The 21124-nt window shown below is 42.6% G+C and carries 22 protein-coding genes; 18 read left to right on the forward strand and 4 right to left on the reverse strand.

Annotated elements, in window-relative coordinates:
• Nucleotides 1-67: 67 nt before the first annotated feature.
• The 3 genes from V7266_RS20020 to V7266_RS20030 form a co-directional block, all read right to left on the reverse strand.
• A complete protein-coding gene (locus V7266_RS20020) occupies nucleotides 68-325 on the reverse strand; it encodes a YpbS family protein (RefSeq protein WP_335470302.1) in 258 nt (85 codons plus the stop codon).
• A 28-nt stretch (nucleotides 326-353) separates the two neighbouring features.
• A complete protein-coding gene (locus tag V7266_RS20025) occupies nucleotides 354-857 on the reverse strand; it encodes a GNAT family N-acetyltransferase (RefSeq protein ID WP_335470304.1) in 504 nt (167 codons plus the stop codon).
• A gap of 190 nt (nucleotides 858-1047) precedes the next feature.
• Nucleotides 1048-1200, reverse strand: coding sequence for a YpzG family protein (locus V7266_RS20030; protein ID WP_098531610.1), 153 nt, complete (start codon nucleotides 1198-1200; stop codon nucleotides 1048-1050).
• Between the two features lie 165 nt (nucleotides 1201-1365).
• Between V7266_RS20030 and V7266_RS20035 the strand changes: the two genes are divergently transcribed.
• From V7266_RS20035 to yyaC, 18 genes are all read left to right on the forward strand, one after another.
• Entirely contained in the window at nucleotides 1366-2133 is a 768-nt protein-coding gene (locus tag V7266_RS20035; RefSeq protein WP_335470307.1) for an SDR family oxidoreductase, read from the forward strand.
• 173 nt (nucleotides 2134-2306) lie between these two features.
• Nucleotides 2307-2666, forward strand: coding sequence for a DUF3147 family protein (locus tag V7266_RS20040; RefSeq protein ID WP_335470309.1), 360 nt, complete (start codon nucleotides 2307-2309; stop codon nucleotides 2664-2666).
• Between the two features lie 18 nt (nucleotides 2667-2684).
• Entirely contained in the window at nucleotides 2685-3056 is a 372-nt protein-coding gene (locus V7266_RS20045; protein ID WP_335470312.1) for a DUF3147 family protein, read from the forward strand.
• Between the two features lie 192 nt (nucleotides 3057-3248).
• Nucleotides 3249-4427, forward strand: a complete 1179-nt coding sequence (locus tag V7266_RS20050) for an acyl-CoA dehydrogenase family protein (RefSeq protein WP_335470315.1) — start codon at nucleotides 3249-3251, stop codon at nucleotides 4425-4427.
• A 237-nt stretch (nucleotides 4428-4664) separates the two neighbouring features.
• Nucleotides 4665-5429, forward strand: a complete 765-nt coding sequence (gene fabG / locus V7266_RS20055; protein WP_335470317.1) for a 3-oxoacyl-ACP reductase FabG — start codon at nucleotides 4665-4667, stop codon at nucleotides 5427-5429.
• 19 nt (nucleotides 5430-5448) lie between these two features.
• On the forward strand, nucleotides 5449-5898 hold the full coding sequence (locus V7266_RS20060; protein WP_335470319.1) for a MaoC family dehydratase N-terminal domain-containing protein: 450 nt from the start codon (nucleotides 5449-5451) through the stop codon (nucleotides 5896-5898).
• Nucleotides 5895-6296, forward strand: coding sequence for a MaoC/PaaZ C-terminal domain-containing protein (locus V7266_RS20065; RefSeq protein ID WP_335470321.1), 402 nt, complete (start codon nucleotides 5895-5897; stop codon nucleotides 6294-6296). Before V7266_RS20060 ends, V7266_RS20065 begins: the two co-directional genes overlap by 4 nt.
• Before the next feature lie 182 nt (nucleotides 6297-6478).
• The gene (locus V7266_RS20070) at nucleotides 6479-7684 is read left to right on the forward strand and encodes an acyl-CoA dehydrogenase (RefSeq protein ID WP_335470322.1); all 1206 of its coding nucleotides are present in this window, start codon (nucleotides 6479-6481) and stop codon (nucleotides 7682-7684) included.
• Nucleotides 7685-7699: 15 nt separating this feature from the next.
• The gene (locus tag V7266_RS20075; RefSeq protein WP_335470323.1) at nucleotides 7700-8473 is read left to right on the forward strand and encodes an SDR family oxidoreductase; all 774 of its coding nucleotides are present in this window, start codon (nucleotides 7700-7702) and stop codon (nucleotides 8471-8473) included.
• A 329-nt stretch (nucleotides 8474-8802) separates the two neighbouring features.
• Complete coding sequence (locus V7266_RS20080) at nucleotides 8803-9972, forward strand: thiolase family protein (RefSeq protein ID WP_335470324.1); 1170 nt, start codon at nucleotides 8803-8805, stop codon at nucleotides 9970-9972.
• Between the two features lie 75 nt (nucleotides 9973-10047).
• The gene (locus V7266_RS20085) at nucleotides 10048-11715 is read left to right on the forward strand and encodes a long-chain fatty acid--CoA ligase (RefSeq protein ID WP_335470325.1); all 1668 of its coding nucleotides are present in this window, start codon (nucleotides 10048-10050) and stop codon (nucleotides 11713-11715) included.
• 101 nt (nucleotides 11716-11816) lie between these two features.
• Nucleotides 11817-12761 (forward strand): MBL fold metallo-hydrolase, encoded by a 945-nt coding sequence (locus V7266_RS20090; RefSeq protein WP_335470327.1) that lies wholly within the window; start codon nucleotides 11817-11819, stop codon nucleotides 12759-12761.
• Between the two features lie 26 nt (nucleotides 12762-12787).
• Nucleotides 12788-14305: a long-chain-fatty-acid--CoA ligase gene (locus tag V7266_RS20095; RefSeq protein ID WP_335470328.1), complete on the forward strand. Its 1518-nt coding sequence runs from the start codon at nucleotides 12788-12790 to the stop codon at nucleotides 14303-14305.
• Nucleotides 14306-14329: 24 nt separating this feature from the next.
• The gene (locus V7266_RS20100) at nucleotides 14330-15223 is read left to right on the forward strand and encodes a R2-like ligand-binding oxidase (RefSeq protein ID WP_335470329.1); all 894 of its coding nucleotides are present in this window, start codon (nucleotides 14330-14332) and stop codon (nucleotides 15221-15223) included.
• Nucleotides 15224-15259: 36 nt separating this feature from the next.
• Nucleotides 15260-16783, forward strand: a complete 1524-nt coding sequence (locus V7266_RS20105; RefSeq protein ID WP_335470332.1) for an aldehyde dehydrogenase family protein — start codon at nucleotides 15260-15262, stop codon at nucleotides 16781-16783.
• 15 nt (nucleotides 16784-16798) lie between these two features.
• Nucleotides 16799-18010 (forward strand): iron-containing alcohol dehydrogenase, encoded by a 1212-nt coding sequence (locus tag V7266_RS20110; protein WP_335470335.1) that lies wholly within the window; start codon nucleotides 16799-16801, stop codon nucleotides 18008-18010.
• A gap of 157 nt (nucleotides 18011-18167) precedes the next feature.
• Nucleotides 18168-19103 carry a manganese-dependent inorganic pyrophosphatase gene (locus tag V7266_RS20115; RefSeq protein ID WP_335470336.1) on the forward strand — a complete coding sequence of 312 codons (936 nt, stop codon included), beginning with the start codon at nucleotides 18168-18170 and terminating at the stop codon, nucleotides 19101-19103.
• 224 nt (nucleotides 19104-19327) lie between these two features.
• Entirely contained in the window at nucleotides 19328-19927 is a 600-nt protein-coding gene (yyaC, locus tag V7266_RS20120) for a spore protease YyaC (protein WP_335470338.1), read from the forward strand.
• A 380-nt stretch (nucleotides 19928-20307) separates the two neighbouring features.
• Here the strand turns inward: yyaC and V7266_RS20125 are convergent, their stop codons facing one another.
• Complete coding sequence (locus tag V7266_RS20125) at nucleotides 20308-21069, reverse strand: hypothetical protein (protein ID WP_335470340.1); 762 nt, start codon at nucleotides 21067-21069, stop codon at nucleotides 20308-20310.
• Between the last annotated feature and the right edge of the window lie 55 nt (nucleotides 21070-21124).

Genomic DNA, 21124 nt, shown 5'->3' on the forward strand with positions numbered 1-21124 from the left:
ACTATTATAGTACTAGAAAATGTTGATTTTTGGAATAATAAAAAGCTATGTTCTATTAATTGGAAACCTATTGGTTTTTCAGTGCAAATCCTCTAACCATCTCATCCGTTACTAATTTTCGGGTTGGTATGATCCCCTGTCTCGCTAGGTCATTAATCTGATGTGTGACCTCATTTATTTTTTCAGTAGTAAATGGTTTTCCTGCTTTGCATAATGTTAATGCTTCATTTATATACATTTCACGCAAATGGTCAAGCGAAAGGAAATGATTAATTTTCTTGTTTTGATTGTTAACGTGTTCTGTAATGGCTTTATGTACACTCATCTTTTTTACCCCTTTGTTGTCAATAATTTTAGTATACTCTTTTTCCAAGAATGAGTAGATCCCGTTCCACTCCATCTAACTCTGCTACATTTGGAAAATGAGCCCATTTTTCAAACCCAAAGCTTGAAAACAGTCTTAAGCTTGGCTCATTGTGACCAAAAATGAACCCGAGCATAGTCTTGATTCCTAGTCTCGGACATTCATCAAGTGCCCTTTGAATGAGGGATTTTCCAAGCTTCTTACCGCGAAAATCCTGATGGATATAAATACTTACTTCAGCCGTGGCGTTATAGGCTGGTCTTCCATAAAACGATTGAAAGCTGACCCAGGCGCAAATTTCCCCGTTCATTTCTACTGCCCATAATGGACGCAGGTCAGGGGAATGTTCGTTGAACCATTGCATCCTGCTCTCGACGGATACTGGCTCTAAATCAGCGGTAACCATCCGTCCGGGAATCGTGGAATTGTAGATATCTACAATCTTTGGCAAATCATTTATTTCTGCATCTCTAATTGTGAAAGCTTCATACATGGTTAAGATCCACTCCGTTTAATTAAGATGTCTTTTATGATATCGTTCAAATATTATCTTTTCAAGCAATTTTGAATAATAATTCCTTCAAAAAGAAGGACCCTTTTCGATTAGCGAAAAGGGTCTTCTTCATTTTGCCTGCAAAAAACGATAGGCAGACTCCATTTCGTTTCGGTGCCAAGACTCTTACTTACCAGCGATGGGCCTTAGCATTGCTCCTTAAGATGATCTGGTTTTGCGACACTCTTGTTTGACCGTTTACCTGTGCCTTCGTATGCTTAGGTCTTGTAAAAGTGTAGTGAAAAAGCTCCGATTGCGAATCTAATTGATCTCTGTAGCTCATCAACCATCACCTCATCATAGGATTTGAAACGGATATTCAAAAGAATATCATCTTTATCATTTGTCATTATGGCGGGAAATAGTCAATAATCTTAAATGAATCAAAAAAGAGCCTATGGTTTAACCTAAAAAAAGCAGCTATGGGACAAAATAGGGGGATTTTAATATGAAAATGACAGGTAATTCAATTTTAATTACAGGCGGGGCATCAGGCATTGGGTTAGCATTTGCTGAACGATTTCTAGAGAGAGGCAATGAAGTCATTATTGTCGGCCGCCGTAAAGAAAAATTGCGTGAAGTAAAGGAAAGATTTCCGTCCATCCATACGAAGGTTTGCGATGTTTCTAAACAGGAAGAGAGGATCCGTTTGTTCGAATGGGCAGCGAAAGAGTTTCCTCAAATAAATGTACTGGTTAACAATGCTGGTATCCAACAAAGGGTAAATCTTTTGAATCCAAAAGAAGACTGGGATTATTACCGCAATGAAATTTCCATAAATGTGGAGGGACCGATTCATTTAACAATGCTGTTTACACCACATTTGCAAAAACATGTGGAGGCAGCGATTGTAAATGTTACATCTGGATTAGCCGTTATGACCGGTGTATGGGTGCCAGTTTATAGTGCGACGAAAGCAGCGCTGCATTCTTTTACCACATCCCTGCGCCATCAGTTGGAAGAAACAAACATTGAGGTGATTGAGATTCTTCCTCCAGCTGTCAATACGGATTTAGGTGGAGTGGGACTACATACCTTTGGTGCGCCCTTAACAGATTTCGCTGATACGATATTCGCTGAACTTGATAAAGGAGAGGTTGAAATTGGCTTTGGAGGTACGAAGGAACGACTTCATGCGTCAAGAGAAGATATTATGCAAGGAATTAAAAGGGCATGGCAAAACTTTTTAAAAAATAACCCGGAATTCCGCAATTAAAAATTCAATTACCGTGTGCTTAAAGATGAACAATGAACGTGAAACCGCTTCGAAAACAGTAAGAAAGTGTTCACACGTTTATTCATTGGAATGATGTACAATGAATACATAAATTCATTTGTGATAGAATTCACAAAAAAATAAAACGTGCAGACAAAAGAGGCGAATCATTTATGGCTCATTTATCTTTAAGCGCACTGCTTATCCGTTTCCTATTAGGAGGCCTGGCTGTTGTTGCTTGTACAATCGTTGCAAAGAAATTAGGCGAAAAGGTCGGGGGAATTTTCGCAGCATTCCCAGCTGTTTATTTAGCCGCACTATTAACTATTGGTTTAGATTTTCATGGTGGTCAGCTGATCTCCCATTCCATCATGCTATCGAGAGGAGCTATTTTTGGAATGGGGATTAATATAGTAGTGGCACTTATTGCGGGTTATCTTCTGCCCAGGGTTGGCTGGAAAAAAGGAATCGTCCAGTCGATGGCCTGTTGGTTTGCTGTTTCTGTTATAGTCGTATTCATTACCTCACATTAAATGGAAAGGGTGAACAACATGAATAAACAAGATTTATTTATTCGTTTTTTACTCGGAGGGACTGCTGTTTCCCTCAGCTATTTAATTACAGTCATTTCTCCCTGGAAGATTCTTGCCGGAATATTTGCTGCCTTTCCTGCCGTTATGCTGACAGCTGTTATTATGGTAGGAATCGCATCAGGAACAAAGAAGGCAACCAATATCGCCAGGGGTTCCGTTTATGGAATGATGGGGGGAATTATTTGTGTGATTGCCGTCCTTATCTCATTACAGGAGACTGGTAATTGGCTGTTTAGCATCACAATTGGTTTATTCTCATGGCTAGTGAGTTCCGTTACCATTTCAGCCTTACGCGATCGGCTTACAAGGAAAGCAGTCCGACAAGCTTAAGTTCATTCTCAGTTTTATAGAAGCTGAGAATTTTTTTTATGAAAAAAGGAATTAAAAACTTGTATTATCTGAAATTTCCAAATAAAAAAATGAGATTACACATACTAACCGGTAGGTATGTGTTCGATTCTTCTTGCATACTCTTTTATGGAGGAAACACTAGATTTCAAGATTAAGAATGGAGTGAAAAAAATGCATTTACGCCTAACCGATGAACAAAAAATGGTGCAAAAAACAATTAGAAGATTTGTAGAAAAAGAACTCATTCCACTTGAAAACGAAGTATTAAGAAACGAGCGTGAAGGAAGGCCGAGTCTCCCTCCAGGAAAATTACAAGAGCTGCAGTTAAAGGCAAAGGAAGCCGGTTTTTGGGGAATCAATACACCAGAGGAATACGGCGGTGCAAATCTAGGGCAAATGATGATGGCGATTGTTCTAATGGAAGTGTCTAAAACCTTTGTGCCATTTTCATTTGGCGGCTCTGCAGATATTATTCTCTATTATGCAAATGAAGAACAAAAACAAAAATATTTAATTCCAACTATAAATGGCGAGAAAAAATCTTGCTTTGCCATGACAGAGCCCGGGGCAGGTTCGGATACGAGAAATATCAAAATGACAGCGGTAAAAGATGGAAATGACTGGGTGCTAAATGGAGAAAAAACCTTCATAACTGGTGGAAACGAAGCCGATTTTGTCATGGTGATCGCGATTACCGATAAGGAAAGGCATCTGGCCACACAAGGCCGTGAAGGTGTGACTTGTTTCATTGCTGACCGGGATATGGGCTGGAAATCCGAGTATATACATACGATGGGTGATTGGGGTCCAGCCGGATTAGTATTCGATAATGTTCGTGTTCCTGAGGAGAATATCTTGGGTGAATTGCATAAAGGATACAATCTTGGATTGGAGTGGATTGGCTTTGCCAGATGGATTGTCGGGGCCAGAGCTGTGGGTGCGGCGGAACGCTTATTGCAAATGGCAATTGATTATTCAAAAGAACGGATTACCTTTGGCAAACCAATCGCTGAACGGCAAGCCATTCAATGGCAAATTGCCGATTCTGCGGTTGAAATTGAGGCTGCCAGATGGCTGGTCTTGAACGCTGCGTTTACGCTTGACGAAGGGGAAGATAATCGGCATCTTGCCTCAATGGCTAAATTATATGGTTCGAATATGGGGAATCGAGTGGTCGACCGTGTTCTGCAAATTCATGGCGGAATGGGGTATACAAAGGAATTGCCAATCGAACGCTGGTACCGTGAAGCCAGATTATGGCGAATCTACGACGGAACAGATGAAATACAGCGCATGATCATTGCCCGCAACTTAATCAAAGGTCATGTCAAAGTAGGTCAATATGTTTAATAGAAATGTAAGCGTTATCTAATAAACTATTTAGCTGTGTAAAAGGTTTTTGTGATTTTTAGCATGTTGATTGGAGCGTAAGGCGCGTAGACTCCTGCGGGAGTACGGGGCTGGGGAGACCCCACAGGCGCATAGCGCCGAGGAGGCTCCCTGGACCGCCCGCGAACCGCTCGCGGCTGGAGCTGAAATCAACACTCTAGGTTGCACAGCCAACTTTTAAAAATAGGAGGAAGAGGAATGGCTGGAAGATTTACAGGAAGAGTCGCATTTGTAACAGGTGGAAGCAGAGGAATCGGAAAGGGGATTGTCGAACTTTTTGCTAGTGAGGGGGCAAAGGTCGCCTTAATTGACTTAAATGAAGAAGCCTTGAATGAAACAACCAGTGAATTAAGAGAAAAAGGATATGAAGTTTATTCAAAAGTGGCCAATGTGGTGGATGCTGAACAAGTAGAGGATGCTTTTAAAGAGGTTTATGAGACATTTGGCTCGGTGGATATCTTAGTCAATAATGCTGGCGTCATCAGAGATAATCTTCTATTCAAAATGACGGATTCCGATTGGCAAACGGTCATGGATGTGCACTTAAAAGGTTCGTTTAATGCTGCTCGTGCCGCGCAAAAATACATGGTTGAGCAAAAATATGGGCGGATTATCAATATTTCGTCTACTTCAGCCCTCGGCAATCGCGGCCAGGCCAATTATGCTGCTGCCAAAGCGGGCTTACAAGGTTTTACCAAAACACTGGCCATTGAACTAGGAAGATACGGCATCACCGCTAACTCAGTAGCGCCAGGCTTTATTGAGACGGAGATGACCAAAGAAACAGCGGCAAGAATTGGGATCACATTTGATCAATTAGTCCAAGCGAGCGTAGCGCAGATTCCGGCGGGGAGAACTGGCAAACCTGCGGATATTGCCAATGCCGTAGCGTTTTTTGCAGATGAAAAATCTTCGTTTGTTAATGGCCAGGTGATTTATGTCGCTGGCGGACCAAAATGCTAATAAGGTGAGGTGAAGAGCTTTGTTTAACGACCAAATTGGTAAACAATCAAACAAAGTGAAAAATGCTGTGGAAAGAGGCGCTGTTAAGAAATTTGCCGAAGCGATTGGCGACCTTCATCCGATCTATTTTGATGAAGATACAGGCCGTCTATCTCGCTACAGAAACAATATTGCACCACCAACTTTCCCGCGGGTTTTTGATTATGGAACGATTGAAGGGCTAAATTTGCCAAACAAAGGTTTAATTCATGGGGAACAAACCTTTCATTTTAGCCGTCCATTAGTAGTCGGCGAAGTCGTGTACTGCTATTCCAAAGTGAAAAATTATTTTGAGAAAAAAGGGAATTTTGGGCAAATGGGTTTCTTGGTGTTGGAAAGCTTTGGGGAAGATGAATCAGGGAATGTCATATTTAGTTCTACCTCAACGATCGTTATTTCTGAAGCAGTAAGGAAGGTGTTGGTAAAATGAGTACGCTGACACAATTACAAGTGGGTGAGTCGCTTACTGAGGTGCAGCTTGAACCAGTCTCACGGATGGACCTGATTAAATATTCTGGAGCATCCGGTGATTTTAACCCGATCCATACCATTGATGATGAGGCGAAAAAGGCAGGACTGCCAGGGATTATCGCTCACGGCATGTGGACAATGGGCAACTTGGCAAAGCTGTTTACTGCGTATTATGAGGAAGGATTTGTCCAAGATTACTCGATTCGGTTTAAAGGGATGGTATTTTTAAACGATGTGGTGACATTAAGGGCGACATTGAAAGAGAAGCAGGACCAAAATCTTCATTTTGATGTTCAAGCGGTAAATCAAGAGGGTAATGATGTGCTAAAGGGTGTAGTAGTCTATCACCACTATTAAAAGCATCAAGGACCAAGGTAATAAACCCAGCATGCAGAAATTTACTACCATTCATGCTGGGTTTCTTCTATCTGCGAACAGGGTGATACACATCCTTACAAGGCTGGTGAGTATTCGGAAAATTCCATTTTTGTTGTGAGTAGCGACATACTGACTAGTAGGGATGTTAGGGAGGGAAAATCATGAATTTTAGTTATTCTGAGAAGGTCCAAGAGCTTCAGAAAAAGCTGACTGACTTTATGGATGCATATATATATCCGAGTGAAACACTCTATCATGAGCAAATTGATAAAAAGGACCCTTTTTCAAAAATACCGGCCATTATGGAGGAGCTTAAAGAAAAAGCGAAACAGCACGGATTATGGAATTTATTTTTACCAGAAAGTGAATTTGGTGCTGGCTTGACCAACTTAGAATATGCACCGCTTTGTGAAATCATGGGCCGTTCGGCGATTGCGCCTGAAGTGTTCAATTGTGCAGCACCTGACACCGGGAATATGGAGGTTCTGGTTCGTTATGGGACAGAAACTCACAAAGAACAATGGCTGCAGCCGCTTTTAGACGGAGAAATTCGGTCCTGTTTTTCCATGACTGAACCAGATGTTGCTTCCTCTGATGCGACCAATATTCAAGCAAGTATTGTTAGAGATGGTGATGAGTATGTTATTAATGGAACGAAATGGTGGTCCTCCGGTGCAGGAGATCCCCGCTGTAAGATTGCGATCGTGATGGGAAAAAATGATCCTTCCGCTCCGACCCATGAACAACAATCTATGATTCTAGTTCCTTTGGATACTCCAGGCGTTACCATTAAACGGATTTTACCAGTGTTTGGATATGATCATGCCCCGCATGGTCATGCGGAGATTGAATATAAAAATGTCCGGGTGCCTGCTTCTAATATACTTTGGGGAGAAGGAAAGGGTTTTGCGATTGCACAGGGACGGCTTGGCCCGGGGAGAATCCATCATTGTATGAGAACTATTGGTGCAGCAGAACGGGCGCTTGAGGAACTATGTAAGCGTGTTCAAAGCAGAGTGGCGTTTGGGAAAAGACTCTCGGAACAGGGGGTTATCCAAGAATGGATTGCTGAGGCTAGGATTGAAATCGAACAGGCCCGCTTGCTCACGCTGAAAGCCGCTTACATGATGGATACAGTTGGGAATAAGGAGGCAAAAGCAGAAATTGCCATGATTAAAGTGGTCGCTCCAAATATGGCACTGAAAATAATTGACCGGGCGATTCAGGCATTTGGTGCGGCCGGGGTGAGTGAGGACACGCCTCTTGCCGCCAGCTGGGCAAACATTCGGACGTTAAGATTAGCTGATGGTCCAGATGAGGTTCACAAACGGGCAATTGCCAGATATGAATTAAAAAAATACCGATAAGGGAGGTGCCTCAAAGTGCATGTAAAACAACTTTTTGATTTAAGTGGTAAAGTGGCGATCGTAACAGGAGGCGGCCGGGGGCTTGGTCAGCAAATTGCCGAGGGATTCGCAGAGGCAGGGGCGAATGTCGTGGTCTGCTCGCGTAAGCTGGAAGCTTGTGAGATAGTCAGTGAAGAGTTGAAGAAGCTAGGTATAGAAAGCCTCGCCTTAAAATGTGATGTTTCTAACCCGGAAGATGTTAGGTATGTGGTTGAGCAGACTGTTAAAAAATTTGGCCGGATTGATATTCTTGTCAACAACAGTGGCGCTTCCTGGGGAGCACCGGTGGAGGAAATGCCGCTTGAGGCCTGGCAAAAGGTAATCAATGTGAATGTGACAGGCACTTTCTTAATGTCTCAGGCTGTTGGGAAAGTGATGCTTGAACAGCAATCTGGAAAAATCATTAATATTGCCTCGGTTGCCGGGCTGAAGGGAAGCAACCCTAAGGTGATGAATGCAATTGGATATAACTCCAGTAAAGGGGCCGTTATTACGTTTACTAAGGATTTGGCGGTAAAGTGGGGACCAAAAGGAATTTACGTGAATGCCATTGCGCCCGGATTTTTCCCGACGAAAATGTCGAAGGGGCTCCTGGATATCGGCGGGGAAGCTATTCTTGAAGGGACGCCGCTGCGAAAGTTTGGCTCGGATACCGACATGAAAGGGGTTGCATTGTTTTTAGCATCGTCAGCTTCCGATTTTGTGACAGGTGATGTTCTAGTGGTGGATGGCGGAGCGCATGCGATGTAATTTGCGGATAGGGTATGGCAACTTACGGAAAGTCGGCTTGCATTTGCGGATAAGGAGAGCCAATTTGCGGATAACCGTAATCCACTTGCGTGAGGGGGAGTAATTTGCGGATAGGCTGGGTTAACTTGCGGATCATCGTCTTTTTTTCGCAGATAGCCAGAGCCAACTTGCGTATAGGTTAACTCAACTTGCGTAAGAAGATTCAATAAAAAAAGAGAATAATGAGCGGAAAATAGAGAAAACGGTATTTGGAGGTCGCTTAGAAACACGTTCACAAATCATTCTGAGCGGAGGTCTATTCAACTTATAAAAAGGGGGAGTGTAACTAAATGAAAAGAGATGCCGTCATCGTATCGGCTGTTCGGACAGCGATTGGCAGGCAGGGCAGCGCCTTAGCTAGTGTGCCAGCCCATGTGCTGGGCGCTGAAACAATCAAGGAAGCGGTAAAAAGAGCAAATATTAGCACTGAAATCATTGACGACGTGATATTTGGCAACGTCCTTTCCGGCGGAGGCAATATTGCTAGATTAACAGCCTTACAAACAGGACTATCCATCCATCTGCCAGGAATAACGGTGGATAGACAATGCGGTTCAGGAATCAATGCTATCAATCTGGCGGTTCAAGCCATTCGAGCAGGGGATGGGGAGGTTTACATTGCCGGAGGAACTGAGAGCATGAGCAGGGCCCCGTATTTAATGGACCGCCCTGAAAAACCATATAGTCCGCTGCCGCCAAGCTTTCGTAAATCGCAGCTGTCACCAAAAGAAATCGGCGACCCGCCGATGGGAATTACTGCCGAAAACCTCGTCAAAAAATATGGAATTACCAGAGAAGAACAAGATGCTTTCGCCTTCCAAAGTCAACAGCGGATGGCGCGGGCCATGGCCGAGGGACGCTTCGATGAACAAATTGTTCCGATCACCATTCCAGTCAAAAAGGGGGAGCCGATTGTTTTTAAAACAGATGAACACCCTAGACCGCAAACAAGCTTGGATGCCCTAGCAAAATTGCCGCCCGCATTTTTAAAAGATGGAACAGTAACAGCGGGCAACAGTTCAGGCTTAAACGATGCAGCGTCTGCCCTTGTTATCATGTCCAGGGAAAAAGCGGAAGAATTAAAGCTGACTCCGCTCGCTGTTGTCCGTGACTATGCAGTAGCAGGGGTGGACCCAAACATCATGGGGATTGGTCCGGTACCTGCGGTGAAAAAAGTCATGAAGAAATCGGGTCTCACTTTAGCAGAGATGGATGTAATTGAAATCAATGAAGCCTTTGCTGCGCAGGTATTGGCCTGTAATCGAGAACTAGAAATGGATATGAATAAGGTCAATGTGAACGGAGGAGCCATTGCTCACGGACATCCGCTTGGGGCCACGGGTGCCATCCTGGTAACAAAAGCCGCCTACGAGCTGCAGCGAACAGGTGGACGATACGCATTGATTACTGCTTGTATCGGTGGAGGGCAGGGAATCGCTACAATCATTGAACGAGAATAATCATGCTGTCTATATGATTCTTAAAAGTATTTCCACTAAAATAGCGCCTGCAATTAATGACTAGGAGAGATGTTCATGTTAACTCTTCATTATCCATTTTGGCCCAAAATCTCTAAATCTTTAAAAGTACCTTCTACTTCGCTATACGATAACCTCAAAGTTAGTGCAGCTCGATATCCGAATCTGGATGCTATTTTTTATTACGGTAATAAAATCACTTACGAACAGTTGGATAGAGAAGTCAATGCCCTCGCTGGATACTTAGAGCACAAGTTAGGCGTTCAAAATGGGGAGAAGGTTTTGCTTTTTATGCAAAACTCTCCGCAATTTGTGATAGGTTATTACGCTATCCTCAGGGCCAATGCTATTGTGGTTCCTATTAATCCAATGCTGGCAGCAGACGAACTAGAATTTTATGTGCGAGATTGCGAGATTAAGACGGCACTTGCTGGGCAGGAATTATATGACCGAATCGCCCCGCTGCTAGGTAAAACCTCTTTGAAAGATTTAGTCATCGCCGCCTATTCCGATTATGCTGGTTCTGGGTTTGAAGGATTCCTGCCAAAGGAAGTGGAAGCCCCAAGGATTAATTTCACTCAGACCCGGCACTATTTATGGAATCAGACTATTGCTGCAGATTTAACCCCTTCAGAACACACAGCCAATGGGGACGACCTTGCCTGTCTCCCTTATACATCCGGAACAACTGGTCTGCCAAAGGGGTGTATGCATACGAACCGGACGGTGAATGCCAACACAGTTGGCGCGTACCACTGGTCTTCCTCTACACCAAATGCCGTTCATCTCATGACACTGCCGCTCTTCCATGTAACGGGCATGGTTCATAGTATGCACATGCCGATTTTCAGTGGAAGTACAATGGTCATTTTGACGAGATGGAACCGTGATGCTGCCGTAGAGTTAATTAAAAAAATAGGCTGTACCCACTGGGTAACGATCGCGACCATGATCGTTGACTTCTTGGCAAATCCAAATTTGAAGAAGGAAGATATGGCTACTTTAACCTCGATTTCAGGAGGGGGAGCGGCTTTACCGGAGGCTGTTGGTGAAAAATTATTTAATCTATCAGGATTACGTTTTGTAGAAGGATATGGACTTTCCGAAACAATCGCTCAAACCCATTTCAACCCGCCAGACCGTCCAAAAATGCAATGCCTTGGCATTCCATCCTTTGACGTGGATGCTAGAGTCATCGAACCAGTGTCAGGTAAAGAACTGGGTATAGGCGAAATCGGTGAAATTATTGCCACCGGCCCTCAAGTAATGGTCGGCTATTATAATCGGGATGATGAAAATAAAAATTCATTTATTGAGATTGATGGGAAAACGTTTTTTAGAACCGGTGATATTGGCCGTTATGACGAAGATGGCTATTTCTTCATTGTCGACCGGGTCAAACGAATGATTAATGCTTCTGGCTATAAAGTTTGGCCAACCGAAATAGAATCTTACCTTTATAAACATCCGGCCATTCAGCAGGCCTGTGTAGTTGGTGTCCCTGATCCAAGAAGAGGTGAAACCGTCAAAGCCTTTGTCATTTTAAATGAAGGCTTCGAAGGGAAAATCAGTGAGGATGAGATTATGGAATGGGCCAAACAGCATATGGCTGCTTATAAATACCCAAGGCAGATTGAATTCAGAAAGCAATTCCCGATGACATCAAGCGGAAAAATCCTTTGGCGCACCCTTCAAGAAGAGGAGAAAGTGAAGGCGCAGAACTAAGATGATTCATGAGGAGCAGCCCTTCAAATTTGCTCTTCATAATGAGGCTCTTTTCGACATAGAATGAGCTGCACGGCTTTGAGGAAGGGAGGGTCTGTTATTTGTTAAAAATTATACCCCTTGTATTAGAAACCGAATTTGCCGAGGGAACAGTCAATACCTTTTTAGCTATTGGTGAGACGATCACCTTAATCGATACAGGGAATCCTGGCCGAAAGTCCTTTCAACAACTAAAGACAAAACTACATAAACATGGCGTAACCTTTCGTGACTTAGACAAAATCGTGCTGACCCACATCCATATCGATCATGTGGGAGGCATTCCGTTTATTCAAGCAGAAACCGATCTTCCTATTTTTGTTCACGAACAAGCCAAAGGATTGATCCATTCAAATATCGATAAATTTGAAAAAGACCAGCAGTTTTTTCAGGATTTTCTTCATTCTTGCGGGGCAGATCCATCTAAACATATTGTTCAGCGCCAATTTCAAGAAGAAAACTGGAGAAATGTAAGGTATGTAAAGGAAGGTGATACAGTTTTAATTGGGGGCAACCGGTTTGAAGTGATTCATGTTCCGGGGCACAGCCAATCTGACATATTAATATGGAACCATGAAACGGGTGATTCGTTTGCAGGTGATCATTTAATAAAGGCATTTTCTGTTAATGCCTTTATTGAACCACCGCTTTTAGACGGAGAGAGCCGGCCTAAGCCGTTATTGCAATATCGCAACTCACTGGAAAAAGTTAGCCGCCTTCCGCTCCACACCGTATATCCTGGCCATGGTGATTCTTTCACTGATCATAAAAAATTGATTCAAACAAGACTGCTAGAGCAAGAAAAACGCTGCGAGCAGATTTTAGCCATCCTTGCTGATAATCAAAAAAGTATTTTTGAGATTTGCCAGGAAATGTATCCCCGTTTACAAGGACAAACCGTCTTCTTAGGTTTGTCGCAAATCCAAGGTCATTTAGACTTACTGGAAACAAGGCAGAAAGTCAGCTTTAAACGCAATGGTTCACTGGTGGAGTATTTTTCTTTATAAATTCTTCTATAAAGGGAGCGGATTTCGTGAAGCTAAGAGATCTACTGGAAAGAAATATCACGGATTTTGGTGAATATCCGTTTCTATTTTTCAAGGAAAAAGCCTATACAAACGTAGAAACTAAGCGATATGCAGACCAATTGGCAGCAGGACTTCGAAGAACTGGGATTGAAAAGGGTGACAGGGTGATCGTTTGTTTGCCGAACTGCCCAGAAGTCCTTTTTGCCTACCAAGGGATAACGAGAGCGGGGGCTATTATTGTACCAGTTATGTTTACACTACATCCAAAAGAACTTCATTATATTGCCCGAAACTCTGGGGCTAAAGCAGTCATAACTTCCTCGTATGTCCTTCAAAATGTCGTAAAATCATTGGAAGACCTGCCGGAAAGGCCAGCAGTCATTGTATCCGATCTCTCATCGAATGAGGAAATAACCAACTTTTACGATTTGTTGGTTCCAGTTGAAAAAGATTTAGTAGACGACGGGAAAGCCAAGGATACAGCGGTGATCTTGTACACTTCAGGGACAACAGGAAATCCTAAAGGAGTCATGTTAACCCATAAAAATTTATTTTCAAATGCTCAGAATTCAGCAAAGCACAATGACACAGAGCGGGGCACCACCTTGGGGGTCCTGCCTCTTGCCCATGTCTATGGCTTAACGGTTTCAAATGTATGTTACATCACAGGCAGTGCGATTGTTGTTTTTTCAAGCTTTGATGTTAAAGAGGTTTTTAAAGCAATTGATACTTACCGGGTAAGGACATTTTCAGCGGTACCAGCGATGATTCATGCCATGGTTTCCTATCCCAATACCGATCACTATGATACTTCGAGTCTGGAATCCGTAGGATCGGGTTCTGCACCGCTGCCGGTTGCCCTGTTAAATGCCTTTGAGCAAAGGTTTGGTGCAAAAGTGCTTGAGGGCTATGGATTATCAGAAGCTGCCCCGGTTGTGACGGCACATAGCAGACGAATCGAGATTAAACCGGGATCTGTCGGTGTACCCATCCCAGGGGTCGAAATCAAAATTGTGGATGGAAACGGGGCTGAAGTTCCAGCCGGTGAAGTAGGTGAATTAGCCGTCCGCGGTGATAATATTACGCCTGGATACTATCAAAATCATCTAGAAACAAACCGTGTGTTAAAAGATTCCTGGTTATATACCGGAGACATGGCGCGGGTGGATGATGAAGGCTATGTGTATATTGTCGACCGTAAAAAAGATCTAATTATTCGCGGCGGTTTTAATGTTTATCCGCGCGATGTGGAAGAAATCTTAAATGGTCATGAAGAAGTGATTGAAGCCGCAGTGGTCGGTATTCCTGATGAACGAATGGGTGAGGAATTGGTCGCCTGTATTGTGAGAAAACCAGGGTCTGCTCTAACAGAGGAGGAGTTAATCCAATTCTGTCAGGATCATTTGGCGAAAAACAAAACACCAAGAAGAGTCGTTTTTCTTGAGGCACTGCCACGGAATGGTGTCGGTAAAATTTTAAAGACCCATTTACGGAAAACAGCCGCAGATATGGTAATGGGTTAAAACAGAGTGAAGGGAGATTTTAGGATGGAAAAAAGGACTATTTTAACGACAAGCACAAGGGGATTGCTGGAGGATTCTTTCCCATATCGTTTATATCAAAAAGCAAAACGGGTGGGAAATTGGAATCCGGCAGATATTGATTTTACCCAGGACCAAAAGGATTGGAAGTCGATGACGGCTGAGCAGCAGGAGGATATTCTCCGCCTAATTTCTCAATTCCAAGCTGGCGAGGAGGCCGTCACTTTAGATTTACTTCCTCTCATCATGGCGATTGCCAAAGAAGGCCGGTTAGAGGAGGAGATGTTTTTAACGACCTTTTTGTATGAGGAAGCGAAACACACGGAGTTTTTCAGGCTTGTATTGAACGCAATCGGCGAGATAGGAGATTTGTCTCATTTTCATACGGAAACCTATCAAAAGATTTTTTATGAGATCCTGCCCACAACAATGGCCCGGCTTGTAACTGATCAATCTCCTGAGGCGATAGCTGAAGCGTCGGTGGTATATAACATGTTTGTTGAAGGAGTTTTAGCCGAGACTGGATATTTTTCCTTCTATAACACGCTTGAAACAGCCGGAATCATGCCGGGTCTATTGGAGGGAATAGGTAATTTAAAAAGAGATGAGTCACGTCATATTGGTTACGGGACATTTCTGTTGCAGCGATTGATTTGTGAACATCCGCATCTGTTCGATTTTGTTTCCGCCAAGATGGGGGAGCTGACCCCATTAGCCATTAGACTCAATCAAGAGGGCATTGCAGGAAGGGAAGTTAGTGCATTCGGGGGGAATCCTGATGACGTTATGAATTTTACGCTTAAACAGTTATCGGTCCGAATGGAAATTTTAGCAAGAGCGAAGGGCAAAAAAATCGAAGAGATTTATAGATATACAGATAGTGAGTTAGGTGTGTTGTAAATATTTTTTAAAAAAATAGCAGAGGAGGAAGAAATCATGACAGTAAATGTAGACGTACAAACCTTTCCGCACTTTATCAATGGAAAGTGGGAGCAAGCGGGCAGCGGGGAAACTTTTGATGTATTCAATCCTGCAACCGGAGAACTGGTCGCAAAAGTAGCAAAAGGAACTGAGGCGGATGTCGACCGTGCCGTCAAAGCAGCTCGTGCCGCTTTTGACAAGGGCGACTGGAAAAACATGAAGCCGAAGGATCGGGCAAAGGTACTATTTGCTATTTCTTATAAAATTGCCGAGCACGCTCAAGAACTAGCATACCTAGAAGCGATTAGCTCAGGCGGAACCGTCCGGCGTATCGGCAATAGTGATATTTTACAAATGGTCGACCTGTTCCAGACACTAGCAAACTTTACACTAGAGTATCCATTCTCAGAAACGCTCCCAGTCCCGCCATTCCCGGGACCTGCTCACAACTTCATATGGCGTGAACCGATCGGCGTGTGTGCGGCGATTACCCCTTGGAACCTGCCAATGGTGATTGCGACTTGGAAAATGGCACCAGCGCTCGCGATGGGGAACACGATAGTGATTAAACCGGCCAGCTACACCCCGCTTTCAACCCTAAAATTGGCTGAAATTATCTCGGAAGTGGTCCCTCCGGGTGTCATCAACGTGGTTACCGGAGCAGGTACAGAAGCAGGGGAAGCGTTAGTGAACCATCCACAGGTCGATAAGGTTGCTTTTACCGGCTCAATAGAAGTTGGCCGAAGAATCATGAGCCTTGTCGCCGGCACAATTAAAAATACAACCTTAGAGCTTGGCGGAAAGTCACCAAATATCCTCCTAGAAGATGCAGACCTAAATATTGCTTTACCGGGAAGCCTTTTCGGCGTATTCCTTCACTCCGGTCAGCTGTGCGAATCTGGAACACGGCTGTTTGTACCGGATAAACTCTATGATCAAGTCGTTGCAGGACTTGTTGCGCTTGCCAGCAAATTAAAGCTAGGCAATCCGCTAGACCCGGCAACCGATGTCGGACCAGTCATTTCGAAAAAACAAAAGGAATCGATCCTCTCCTATATTGAGTCCGGTAAGCAAGAAGGGGCAACCCTTGTCTGCGGCGGAAAGGCGGTTACTGTCCCAGGCTGTGAGCAAGGTCATTTTATCGAGCCAACGATTTTTACAAATGTAACCAATGATATGAAAATTGCCCAGGAAGAAATCTTTGGACCTGTCCTATGTGTGATTCGTTATTCGGAAGTTGAAGAAGCGATTCAAATGGCCAATGATACGATTTATGGATTAGCAGCAGGTGTCTGGACACGTAATGTGAATAGAGCCTATGAAGTCGCAAGGAAACTTCAAGCGGGTGTGGTCTGGATTAACGACTGGCATATGCTCCGCAGTGATGCACCGTTTGGCGGCTACAAGCAAAGCGGCATCGGCCGGGAGATGGGCAAGCATTCACTTGATGCCTATACACAAGTAAAGCATGTTCATACCTCCATGTCGCCTGAATTGGAAAGACGCAGCTGGTATGGAATTCTATTTGGCCAAAACTAATGAAGAGGTGAGAAGATGATGAAAACAACTCTATCACAGTTTATGTTGCGTACAGGTATTTACAGCGGTTCAAATTCCAGGGCGATGGTACCAAGTTTATTTGCCGGTTTAGGTGCCAAACGGGTCCTGCTTTTAAGTGACCGCGGTTTGGAAAAGGCAGGGATCGTCGATAAGGTATCTTCGATATTTGAATTGACGGGCCACGGGTCTGGACCGCAGCTTGTTGGAACCTACTTGGATATAGCGCAAGATGCCGAAAGCCGCTGCATTAATGATGCGGTCCGCTATGCCAGGGAAGTAGGTGCTGATAGTTTACTAGCTGTAGGCGGCGGCAGTGTACTGGATACTGTTAAAGGGGTTAAATATGCTCTTCATAAAGGCTTAACGGATATTAAGGAAGCAATTCCAGGCGGCTTATTATATGAGCAGTTTCCGAAAGCAAACTATATCCCTATCCCGCATATTGCGATCCCGACCACTGCTGGTACAGGTTCTGAAGTATCACCAATTGCAGTTATCTTTAATGAAGACATTCAAATGAAGACAAATATTATTAATCCATTTATAAATGCCGATATGGCGATATTGGATCCTGATTTAACAGTTGGCCTGCCGCCTGTGATTACCGCTTTTACAGGTTTTGATGCTTTAACACATGCGATTGAAGCACTAGCATCACCAACAGCGACTGGTCTAACGGATGCCTGTGCCCTTCATGCGATCAGATTGATTGAAAAAAATCTTCCGGTGGCTGTTGAGGATGGCGGCAATCTAAATGCCCGAATGGATTTATTGCAGGCAAGTCTTATGGGAATTACCGCGTTTAGCTTTGCTCTTAATGCGATACCGGTTCATAATTTGGCTCATGCCTACGGTGCCTTGTTCCGAATCCCACATGGATTAGCGAATGCCGTTTTTTTACCGGTGGTGATGGAGCTTGTACCGCAATTGTATTTGCCAAAGGCTGCTGAACTCGCTCAGGCATTGGATGTCGATGTGAAGGATGATACACCTGAAAATGCACTTGCTAAAGTGATTGGAAAAATTAGATTGTTACAGCAAAGTGTCGGCCTGCCTGCCGACTTCAAGCAATATCATATAAGTGAAGAGGCATTAGCGGCAACGATTCCGGCGGTTATGAAGGACCCTGCAGCACTCAGTTTCCCAATGCCGCCAGAATTAATAGCGGCTATTGGGCAGAGGGTTGTTCCTGTCACCGTAAAGTAAGGAATGTTTAGAAACAAAGGTACTTAGGGAGAATGCCTTTGTTTCTTTTTGTATTTTTGCTTTGTATCCATAAACATCTTGATATATAATTTCAAATAGGGTCATTTTAGTTTAGGATTGATCTACATAAAATTTTTGATGAGTAGGAGTAGTAAAAATGGAAAAAGTACTTATTTTCGGTCATAAAAATCCAGACACTGATACAATCTGTTCTGCAATTGCATATGCAGATTTGAAAAAACAATTAGGCGTAGACGCAGAACCAGTGCGTCTGGGTCAAATCAATGGCGAAACACAATTTGCACTAACAACTTTCAACGCTGAAGTTCCGCGTTTAGTGGAAGCAGTTGCGTCTGAAGTAAATTCTGTAATCTTAGTTGACCACAACGAGCGCCAGCAAAGTGCAAATGATATTGCAGATGTTCGTGTATTAGAGGTTATCGACCACCACCGTATCGCTAACTTTGAAACAAGCGATCCTTTATACTACCGCTGCGAGCCTGTTGGCTGTACGGCAACCATTTTAAATAAAATGTACAAAGAAAACGGTAAAGAAATTAAGAAAGAAATCGCTGGTCTAATGTTATCTGCGATTATTTCCGACTCTTTATTGTTCAAATCTCCAACTTGCACACCTGAAGATGTTGCAGCAGCGAAGGAATTAGCAGCCATTGCGGGTGTAGAGGCTGAAACTTATGGCTTGGAAATGTTAAAAGCAGGTGCAGACGTTCGTGATAAATCCATTGCCGACCTTTTAAGTCTTGATGCCAAAGAATTTGAAATGGGTTCAAGCAAAGTTGAAATCGCCCAAGTGAACGTGGTGGACACAGCTGATGTTCTAGAACGTCAAGCTGAAATAGAAGCGGCTATTTCTAACATCGTGGCAGAAAAGAACTTAGATTTATTCTTGTTTGTTGTTACAGATATCTTAACAAACGATTCTGTTGGTTTAGCAATCGGAAGCAAAACGGCTGCAGTGGAAAAAGCCTACAATGTTTCACTAGAAAACAATACAGCTACTTTAAAAGGTGTTGTATCACGTAAAAAACAAATTGTTCCTGTATTAACTGATATCTTTAATCAAGGTATCTAATAGGGAGCAACATTGAAAACGTTCATGCTAAGGCATGGACGTTTTTTTTAGGAAGAAATAACGGAAACGATTATAAATAGGATCAGCAAGAAATCTTTTCGATCGATACGATTAAGAAATTTTTAAATGATCGTCTAAAAAGTTTTTAATTGAAATTCTTATTTGGAAAAGTTTACACTATTATTAAAATGTAGGAAAATAAATATTTGGAGAGGGGAAGTCGTATGTGGCCTTTTGTAAGCAAGAAAAAAATAGTCGAGAAGGTGGAAAGGCCATATCATATATCACTAAAAGAATCTACAAAAGAGAAAAAGATTGAAAAATTGGCGGATAAATTAACAGAAGTTCTTAGTAACACACAAAAAGAAGTCATTTTTTTGGGTGTGGGATCAGACCGTTCTACAGGTGATTCCTTTGGACCTATGGTAGGGTCGATGTTAAAGAAAAAAGAAATTCCTTTTCCTATTTATGGAACTATAGAAGAACCCGTCCATGCTTTAAATCTTAAAAAAATCCTACAAGAGATAACACTTCAACATAATGGGCCCTTTATTGTCGGAATAGATGCTTGTTTGGGGGACGAAAGTCAAATTGGATTAATTATTTTAAACGAGGGGTCCTTTATTCCAGGTAATGCTTTGAATAAAAGGTTACCTAGTGTAGGGGATTTTCATATGAAAGCTATTGTTAATTATCTTGACCCCATTTCACCAGTACAATCTTTAAGCAGTACTAGGCTGCATACAGTAATAAAACTTGCTGAAATTATGACAAAAATTATTACCCAAAGTATCTTAACGAAGAAAACTCCCAACAAAGTTTAACCCTAAAAAATAAAATCGGTATGAAATGTGTGAAAAATGTAACATTATTATTTGAAGTTCTCAAAAGCGGTGATACTATGTGGGCATGTAATAAACATATGAAAGAGGTACTTCCATTTTTAGAAACTCCTCATATTAGCAAAGCTTCCTACTATATCAAATGTTCCCTTTGCAGCAATCAAGCAGTAGCAAAACTTTACTATGCTCACCGGCCATTACAATTTAACAAGAATAAAAGAAAACTAGTAAGTGGTTTGAATCCGTAGTGCAATTCTATTAAATTGATTACAATGTATTCAAGTTTTTCTCAAAAATTTGATGATTCATGTCCGTTTAGATAAGAAAGGTTCACAGTTATATCGGCTGTGAACCTTTATTTATTAATCAACTTTTTCTTGATGAGTTTCCTCTTTTTTATTATTCATTAGGTAAAAGGTCAGCGGCTGTTCAGAGCCGGTCATTAATTTATAGACATATGATGAGGTGAGTTTATAGCCTTCTTCTATTTTTCCTGCCAGGTAATTAGTCCGTTCAAATAGAATGGAACGGATATGATTCATCTGACGAGCCAGTTTATCTAATATTGCATCCTGATGGTCCAGCCGCTCAAGCATCCCGCCGTGAATTTCCTCTTGCTTCGTTAGCTTCTCAGCTGCCTGTCTTTGCATTTCAAGCTGTTCATGCATTTGCTGAGTAAGTTGTAATTGGTTTTCTTCATTCTTCTCTAAACGATCCGCAATACTGTCACAAGTCTTACTAATTTGATTAATTTGACCAGACAGGGATTCCCGTACTTGTGTTTCTTTTTCAATAATTTCCTCTAAATGGACATTTTTCTCATGGAGGGAATGTAAATGGGTGACTATTTCGTTTTCAAATTTCTGCTGTCTAAACGTATTATTCTTTAAATCACTCAGCTGATAATCTACCTGTTTCCAGTGGGTGTTCTGGGCATCTGTTTGCTGCTGATAACGCGTTTGCAGGTCTGCTAATGCCAGGTTCAGAGCCGTATTCGCCTTTTGCTGCTCCTTCATTAGTTCAGTGAGGAAATCCTGCCTTGATTCCACTTGATTTGATACCTTCAATTGACTGTTATTTTTAAATAAATTCGGGTGTTCCTTTTTATTTATGAATAGTCCCATACCTCTCTCCGCCTTTTATTGGTTTTATTTGTGATAGTTTATGCAAAGAAATTGG

The sequence above is a fragment of the Neobacillus drentensis genome, from assembly GCF_036965645.1.
GTDB lineage: Bacteria > Bacillota > Bacilli > Bacillales > Cytobacillaceae > Neobacillus > Neobacillus drentensis_D.